General features: G+C 42.4%; 2 protein-coding genes. Both read right to left on the reverse strand.

Features of this window, described 5'->3' with window-relative positions:
• A partial coding sequence (locus tag FDX22_RS22305; protein WP_146717786.1) for a phage integrase Arm DNA-binding domain-containing protein occupies positions 1 to 82 on the reverse strand: 82 nt, incomplete at its 3' end.
• Positions 63 to 276, reverse strand: a 214-nt coding sequence (locus tag FDX22_RS22310) for an excisionase (RefSeq protein ID WP_146717785.1), incomplete at its 5' end; no start/stop codon positions are given. The genes FDX22_RS22305 and FDX22_RS22310, both read right to left, overlap by 20 nt.

Here is a 276-nt window from a genome sequence, read left to right on the forward strand (position 1 = left end):
AATAAACTTTATTTACCTTTCGGCTATAAAGCGGATATAAGTTAGGGACTGAAACATTATTCTTACGCGGTCTGGCTGCCATCACTCAAAATCCGTTGCAAAAGTAATGAGTCATTTTTCTTGATTACAGGTGTTACCAACTCCCCAACTAATTCGGCGTCCTCACGCACTCGCCATAACCGACCTTGTTTCATGGCCGGTGGGCAAAATAAATTCTGCTTAGCATAACGACGCAATGTGGACACGCTTGGAGGATTGCTTCTGTATTTTTCAGTA

The organism is Citrobacter sp. TBCS-14, assembly GCF_005280805.1.
GTDB classification, from domain to species: Bacteria; Pseudomonadota; Gammaproteobacteria; order Enterobacterales; family Enterobacteriaceae; genus Citrobacter; species Citrobacter gillenii.